Raw genomic sequence first — 8055 nt, forward strand, 5'->3', positions numbered from 1 at the left:
CGATAGTCAACAGGAAGTGTGCTTTCCTTTACTCTGAAAAAACTCAAAAGAGAATTTTTACCGCGCGAAGGTTTGATTTGTGCTGCGGCATGGATCGAAGCCACGACAAGCAATAACAAAAGGGTTGTTCTCATAGTACGCTTGTTATACTACCAATATACTAAAATCTTTGAAGGGAACAACTCGAAAATGTATTAGCGGACTACAGGAATTTCCCGCAGATCTCGCAAACTTGCCCAGATGAAAACAATATTCATAGCAAGCTGCAAAAACTGCGGGAAGGTATATCTTAGATAAACTTGTTCAACAAGTTCTCGTAGTACTCTTGTCTGCCGCTGATCTGCGCAGGCTCACCATTCTTGTTGGCCAGTGTAACCAGTTCTTCCAATCCTACTTTACCTTGTTCAAATTGTTTTCCTTTACCAGCATCAAACGAAGCATAGCGTTCTTTACGAAGCTTGCTGTATGTGCCATCTTCCAGAATTGCCTGTGCTGTTAACAACGCACGAGCAAAAGAATCCATACCACCGATGTGTGCATAGAATACATCAATAAGGTCGGTAGAATTTCTTCTGGCTTTCGCATCGAAGTTTACACCACCATTTTTGAAACCACCGGCTTGCAGAATTACCAGCATCGCTTCAGTGAGTTCATACAAGTTGTTCGGGAACTGATCAGTATCCCAACCATTTTGGTTGTCACCACGGTTAGCATCTATACTTCCCAGTACACCTGCATTCGCAGCAACCTGTAATTCATGATCGAATGTATGTTGTGCCAGTGTAGCGTGGTTCACTTCAATGTTCAGTTTGAAATCATCCATCAAACCAAACTCTCGAAGGAAAGCGATACAAGTAGCAGAGTCAAAATCATATTGATGCTTGGATGGCTCCATTGGTTTAGGCTCGATCAGGAATGTACCTTTAAAACCTTGTGCACGTGCATAGTCTTTCGCTGCATGCAGGAAGCGCGCCATGTGTTCCAGTTCACGCTTCATATCCGTATTCAGCAATGACATATAGCCTTCGCGACCTCCCCAGAATACATAGTTAGAACCGCCTAGCTCGATCGTTGCGTCCAATGCATTCTTCACCTGTGTAGCAGCATAACATACTACATTGAAGTCAGGGTTTGTAGCAGCACCGTTCATATAGCGAGGGTTTGAAAACAGGTTGGCTGTTCCCCACAACAATTTTACACCGGAAGCTTTTTGTTTCTTCTTGGCATAGTCTACCATTTTCTGAATGCGCTCTTCTGATTCTTTCAGTGTAGCACCTTCGTCTACCAAATCAAAATCGTGGAAGCAATAGAACGGAGCACCGATCTTGGTAATAAATTCAAACGCTGCATCCATTTTATCATAACCGCGTTGCACAGCATCGTCACTTTCATTCCACGCAAATTTCTTTGTTCCAGGTCCGAACGGATCACCACCCGTTCCGCAGAACGTATGCCAGTAAGCTATAGCAAAACGGAAGTGTTCTTCCATAGTCTTCTTGCCCACCTTCTGTGAGGCATTATAAAATTTGAATGCCAGCGGGTTGTCTGATTCTTTACCTTCATACTTCACCTGGCCAACGCCTTTGAAGTATTCCTTGTCTCCGAGTGTTAGTTTCATGACTATTTATTGGTGTTAAAGTAATTATATTTGTTTAAAATTAATTCGGATGGAAACAGCATTGTTGAAGACCAAATCCAAGAAGGATCTTGTAATGGTTCTGAATATTGCAAGAAAGATTGGCATTGACGTACGAAAACTATCAGCCAGTGAAACGGAAGATATAGCGATGATAAATGCTATTCGTAAAGGCCGCACAGGTCGATATACCGATACCAAAAAATTTCTTAAAAAGCTTCGTAGTGAATGAAGGTTCTTATTGATAAATCCTTTGAAAAAGACACCCAGCGTATCAGTAATAAACTTTTGTTGAATAAGATTGCCGATTGTATAGAAGAAATAGAAAAAGCTTCGTCTCCCTCGGATATCAAAAATCTGAAGAAACTCAAAGGAGGAAATATTTACTACAGAATTAGAATCAGTGACTACCGATTGGGTGTCATCATAAAAAACAACTCCGTTATCTTTCTTCGTTTTCTTCATCGAAAAGATGTTTACAAATACTTTCCGTAGATAAGCATTATTTCAACTGCCCTTCCAACAATCTCAACCAGTTACCATAAGCCTCTTTATAGGCTGATGCCTTTGTTGCATCCGGCTCTTCTGATTTGATGATCTTCAATCCCTTGAACGCTTCTTCAAAGGAAGTATATATACCGGCTCCTACACCAGCTCCCAGCGCTGCGCCTTTCGAACCATCGGTATCATACAGTTCAAGCCTTGCTCCTATAGTATTTACAAATGCTTCACGGAACAACGGACTTAAAAACATATTCGCATTGCCTGCGCGAATCACATTCGTCTTCAATCCCATTTGTTGCAGAACGTCAAAGCCATACTTCAAGGCAAATACAATTCCTTCCTGTGCTGCACGAAATACATGCGACTGCGAATGACGATTGAAGTTCAATCCATAAAATGTACTGTTGATGTTTTTATCTTCCAGCACACGTTCGGCTCCATTACCAAATGGAAGCACCGTTAATCCTTCGGCCCCTATCGGTGATTTTGCCGCAATGTTATTGATCTCGTCATAACCAAAAGGTTCACCATTGCTTTTCAGATTTTTACGCAGCCAGCTGTTGAGTATACCCGTACCGTTGATACAAAGTAAAACGCCATTGCTTTTGGCTGGACGTTTATCATTTACGTGAATGAATGTATTTACGCGCGACTTCTTATCAAACGCATTCTGATTGGTAACACTATATATAACTCCGGATGTACCTGCCGTTGCAGCGGTCTCTCCCGGGTTAAGTACATTTAATGAAAATGCATTGTTGGGTTGATCGCCTGCGCGATAACTTACCGGTGTTCCTTCCTTCAATCCTAATTGCGCTGCTATATCTTTTCTTACTTTACCCTGCACAGAGAAAGTAGGTGCCTGCGTAGCGAGCAGGTCAGCCGATATACCATAGAGCTCCAGTAATTTTTTAGAAGGAGCTTCATCCTGGTAATCCCAAAACATACCTTCCGATAATCCGGATGCTGTCGTTACAATTTCTCCTGTGAGGCGCATCGCGAGGTAATCACCCGGAAGCATGATCTTGTGGATGCGTTCAAATACCTGAGGCTCGTTCTCTTTTACCCAACGCAGTTTGGAAGCTGTAAAATTACCGGGCGAGTTGAGTAAATGTTGCAATGAATAATCAGCACCAAGTTGCTGAAAGGCTTTCTTGCCAATCTCAACGGCACGGCTATCGCACCAGATAATGGAAGGACGCAATGCTTTCTGATCTTTGTCTACACAAACCAGTCCGTGCATTTGATACGATATACCAATCGCAGCAATGTCGGCTCCATGTATACCCGACTTCTTTAAACACGTCTGCAACGCTTTTACAGCGTGCTCCCACCACATTTCCGGATCTTGCTCAGCCCAGCCAGCCTGTACGGCCAGCATAGGCATTTCTTCTGATGGCGATTGTGCCGATGCCACCGCTTGCCCGGTACCGGCATCTACCAGTGTAGCTTTTATAGAGGAACTTCCAAGATCATAACCCAGCAGGTACTTCATAATTTACTTAACTATAAGGTGAGCGTTAACGAAGCGATGGCACACCCTGGCGGATACCTTTTTGAGGAAACTACAGATGGGCCAATACTCCATACAGTGAATGTTCAATCGGTTGAAAATCGGGTAAAGATATAACTTATAGTACATTTGACTACAAGTGTGCTGAAATTATTTTCTATCTTCCCGACTGATTTGATTATGGCAAAAGATTTCCCGGACGCAGTTATTGAGGCCCTCTCGATCGACTGCCTCATCTTTGGTTTTAAAAAAAGCGAACTCGACATCCTGCTCGTTCAGCATGGTGAAGGGATCAGTAAAGGCAAGTGGGCATTGCCGGGTGGATGGATCAAATATAATGAAGGCGCTGACGATGCTGCCGGACGATTGCTGCACGACCTGACGGGTGTTTCTAAAATATACCTTGAACAACTTCGCTCTTTTGGAAATGTAGACCGGTATCCTTCCAAGCGGGTTATCACTATTGTATACTATGCTTTGGTAAAACCCGAGAACTATACACTCGACCCCGGCTTTACAGCGTCAGACGCCAAGTGGTTCAAGGTCGGAGATATACCTGATCTTCCTTACGATCACAATGAAATACTGGAAGCCGGCATCACGCACCTCAAACACAAAGTGCGTCATGAACCCATCGGGTTCAACCTGCTGCCCAAGAAATTTACCTTGTTACAATTGCAGGAGCTATACGAAGCTATACTCGAGAAGAAACTGGACAAACCGAACTTTCGCAGAAAGCTGATGAAGATGAACCTGCTTGTACCCTGCGAAGAAAAACAGAAAGACGTATCGCACCGTGCGGCCAGTTTATACCGATTTGATAAGAAGATATATGATAAGTTAACAGAGAAGGGATTTACGTTTGAGCTTTAGAACCGTTAAGCGTTAATAGTTATCCGTTATTCGCAGGGAGAAATGCTGTCGGACTTTTCTTCTTCCGGACTTTTATACTTCATCATTCGTTGATCGATGTTCCTTGTTCGATATTCAAAATGCAAATATTTCCCACGGAATTCACAGAATAACACAGAAGAAATACAAGCTTAAAGTATAAAGCTTAAAGCTAAGAGCAGTGCATTTATACTTTCTGCTTCTCCCCTTTTACTTCACCATTCGTTGATGGATGTTCCTTGTTCGATACTCAAATGCAAAAATAATTTCTACATCCCGATAGCTATCGGAGCAGATTAACGCAGGTTATCCAGGGACGTACCTTATTAAAAAGATATCATTTCCACCCGTGCTTGATGTTGTTATTCCGCGAAACGTAAATGTATCAAAGAAGTAGCCAGTAATTACTATATGTCCCGTGTTGTCAACAGCAACACTCTTTCCAGATTCTGCAGAAGCGCTGCCAATAGCATATGCGCTTGTAGCATCGCCCGAAGAATTATACTTCACAATCATGATATCAGTTCCCTTGGCATGTAATGTGAACGGTCCGAATGTACCTGTAAACCGAAAGTATCCCGTTATATAAATATCATTGGAAGCATCTACCACAACATCGTATGCAGCAGCTTCTGTATGAGCTTGTTTTGCCCATTGTACATCTCCGGCGTTATTGCATTTTACGAGAAACATGTCTGCACCACCGGTGAGCTGCGTACTGCCAAAATTTATCGATGTCTCAAAGAATCCTGCTGTATATATATTTCCGGAAGCATCTATAGCAAGAGATGTTGGATTACTTGCACCGGTTTCTCCAAATTGTTTAACCCACACAGTATTTCCATCGGAATTTATTTTAGCAATAAAGATATCCGCATCACCTTCCGTAACGAAAGGCACCTCCTGATAGTCCCAGGAACCAGAGCCTTGTATATACCCTGCAACATATACATTACCCGTTCCATCTACAGCTACAGACTCGCCCGATGAAGATCCGTTTGCCTGCACAACCCATTGCACAATACCCGACTCGCTATACTTCACTACAAAATGATTATAATAGTAATCTTCACTGGCTGTAAGCACTTCGCTGCCAAAAGTAACTTCCTTGTAAAAATTTCCGGTCAGGTAAATATTTCCTGACTTATCTAACACAACCGCACGGCTATGCGACTGACCATCAGCATCTGTACCTGTACCATCTTTCCTTGCCCACTGTAAACTACCGGCAGAATCATACTTCACAATAAACGCATTGGCAAAACCAACGGTTGTTAAAGAAGAAGTTCCGAATGATATAGTCTGATGAAAATCGCCGGCTATATATACATTGGCGTTTTTATCCAGAGCCACTGAAAAACTCATGTCCTCTCCTGCCCCTGCACCCTGCCTGATCCATAAAAGTTTGCCTCGCGTATTATACTTCGCCAGGAACACGTCACGCTTTCCTGACGAAGTAAGTGTTTCACTCCCAAAGGTAGCCGTGCCCGCAAAATGCCCCGTTATATATACATTACCGGCAGAATCAACCGCCATCGATGTGCTTTCATCAAAGTAATCGTTGGTAGAGGCTCCCCCTCTTACAACAAACGTAGTGGTATCCGGATCTCCATCGGGATCTTCTTCTACCGAAGTCAAATCGTCATCTTTACAGGACTGTATGACAATCATCAACATCACGGCTCCCAACCATACAATCTGCATGAAAGAAATTCTTCGAGGGCTTTTCATATATTTTCTTTAGCAGCAATTTTGAAACAACCATACTATTCAGGCATGTACTTAAAAACCAAAACATCTGTACCTCCTGCGCTTGTTACCGATGTATTATCGACAGTAAACGTCTCTGAGAAATAGCCTGCTATAACAATACTTCCCGATCGATCAATACCAATACCATTACCAGCCTGAATGGATGAGGCAGTGCCTCCTGCAATTTGCGCCCACTTTACATCGCCTGCAGCGGTATAGCACGCCACCAATACATTGGGATGACCGGAAGTATTCAGGGTAGCAGAACCTATTATAGCCGTGCCCTGCAGCGAGCCGGTGAGGTATATATTGCCATCATCAATAAAAAGATCGTATCCCATCGCCTCTGTACCAGCCTGATGTGCCCATTGTGCTTCGCCATTTTTATCGCATTTCATCACAAACATATCAAACATTGGCGCGCCTGACTTTAGCTTTGTAGCTCCGAAAGCAACTACATCCTGGAAGAATCCGGTTATATAGGGATCACCGGCAGCATCCAGTGCTACTACATAGGCCACTGAAAAACCTTTACCACCATACGATTTCACCCACAACAATTTTCCTTCGGTAGTATATTTCGCCAGAAATATATCTTCTTCACCTTCCTCTCCTATTGAAGCCAGTGTTGTATTGCCCCAGGCAACTGTGCCGCCAAACGAACCTGTAACGTATATACTGCCCGACTGATCGACCGCTATCGATTCACCTGAAGAATTACCGGTAGCCTGGGTTACCCACTGTAACACGCCTGCCGGATTATACTTGGCTATATACATATTATAATAAAACCGGCTATCGGCAGAAAGCCTGGTTGTACCGAATACAACATTACCAACAAAGGTTCCGGCTATATATATATTTCCGGAAGTATCCAGTGTGATAGAACGCCCCCGCGATTTATTGAGTCCATCGGCACCACCACCGTCACGCTTAACCCACACGAGCTCGCCAGCAGATGTATACTTGGCTATGAATGTATCGGTGAGACCGACAGCCGTAAGCTTTACATTATCAAAGGTAATCGACTCGTGAAACATACCGGTGATGTATATATTGTTCTGCGCATCGCGGGCGATGGAGTATGCCATATCGGTACTGGTGCCCGCACCTTGCTTTACCCACACTACGTTTCCTTCAGCATTGTATTTGACCAGAAATATATCCTGTGTATTTAAAGCGGTGAGTGTTGTATTACCAAAAGCAGCAGTCTCTTCAAAGGAACCGGTGATATATACATTTCCGGAATCATCCATCACCATCGGATGAGAAGGCGGGCCATCATTCCCCACGCCACCGGCATGCACAGTAAACGGCGTTATAGAAACAGATGTATCCGGATCGTCATGATCGGATTCCGTTGTACCAACGCACGACTGCATATATACCAGGCAGATCATGGTTACAAACAACAGGACAAGCATGGCAGGAATCTTACCTTTTATTTGCATAGTGATAAACGTTTTGACTGGTAACGATTTTACATCAATACCCCGACTAAAGAATTGCACCAACCCTTACAGAACATTTCACCAAAAACAATAATGCATGCCAGGAAACCGGCAGGTCCTGTAACACTTGTCGCGATGACTCTCAACGTTTAGCCGATATGTTAGCGAAGGATAGAAAGGAGAGACAGAATACCGCCAACAGTTACCGCTGCGCTTACCCATTACGTGGCCATCAACAAGCGCTGATCTTACTGTATCTAATCTACATTTTTTTAATGATTGAAACAACTGAATTTGATACTTTTGAA

General features: G+C 43.4%; 7 protein-coding genes. 3 read left to right on the plus strand and 4 right to left on the minus strand.

Annotation, left to right across the window (positions count from 1 at the left end; all coding sequences use genetic code 11):
- Positions 1–289: 289 nt before the first annotated feature.
- The gene (xylA, locus tag VIN08_RS11120) at positions 290–1618 is read right to left on the minus strand and encodes a xylose isomerase (protein ID WP_331964583.1); all 1329 of its coding nucleotides are present in this window, start codon (positions 1616–1618) and stop codon (positions 290–292) included.
- 49 nt (positions 1619–1667) lie between these two features.
- Here xylA and VIN08_RS11125 point away from each other — a divergent pair, with 49 nt between their 5' ends.
- Together VIN08_RS11125 and VIN08_RS28635 are read left to right on the plus strand one after the other, a co-directional pair.
- A complete protein-coding gene (locus tag VIN08_RS11125) occupies positions 1668–1868 on the plus strand; it encodes a hypothetical protein (protein WP_331964586.1) in 201 nt (66 codons plus the stop codon).
- A complete protein-coding gene (locus VIN08_RS28635) occupies positions 1865–2131 on the plus strand; it encodes a type II toxin-antitoxin system RelE family toxin (RefSeq protein ID WP_414693272.1) in 267 nt (88 codons plus the stop codon). The genes VIN08_RS11125 and VIN08_RS28635 overlap by 4 nt, the downstream gene beginning before the upstream one ends.
- Positions 2132–2138: 7 nt before the next feature.
- On the opposite strand, the gene VIN08_RS11130 is transcribed toward VIN08_RS28635, so the two are convergent.
- Entirely contained in the window at positions 2139–3635 is a 1497-nt protein-coding gene (locus VIN08_RS11130; RefSeq protein WP_331964589.1) for a xylulokinase, read from the minus strand.
- A 198-nt stretch (positions 3636–3833) separates the two neighbouring features.
- On the opposite strand from VIN08_RS11130, the gene VIN08_RS11135 reads away from it, so the two are divergent.
- Positions 3834–4526, plus strand: a complete 693-nt coding sequence (locus VIN08_RS11135) for an NUDIX hydrolase (protein ID WP_331964592.1) — start codon at positions 3834–3836, stop codon at positions 4524–4526.
- Positions 4527–4850: 324 nt separating this feature from the next.
- On the opposite strand, the gene VIN08_RS11140 is transcribed toward VIN08_RS11135, so the two are convergent.
- Both VIN08_RS11140 and VIN08_RS11145 read right to left on the minus strand, forming a co-directional pair.
- Entirely contained in the window at positions 4851–6275 is a 1425-nt protein-coding gene (locus VIN08_RS11140; protein WP_331964595.1) for an SBBP repeat-containing protein, read from the minus strand.
- Between the two features lie 35 nt (positions 6276–6310).
- A complete protein-coding gene (locus tag VIN08_RS11145) occupies positions 6311–7747 on the minus strand; it encodes an SBBP repeat-containing protein (protein ID WP_331964598.1) in 1437 nt (478 codons plus the stop codon).
- Positions 7748–8055 lie beyond the last annotated feature (308 nt).

This window comes from Ohtaekwangia sp., from assembly GCF_036568665.1.
In the GTDB taxonomy this organism is placed as follows: Bacteria; Bacteroidota; Bacteroidia; order Cytophagales; family Cyclobacteriaceae; genus Ohtaekwangia.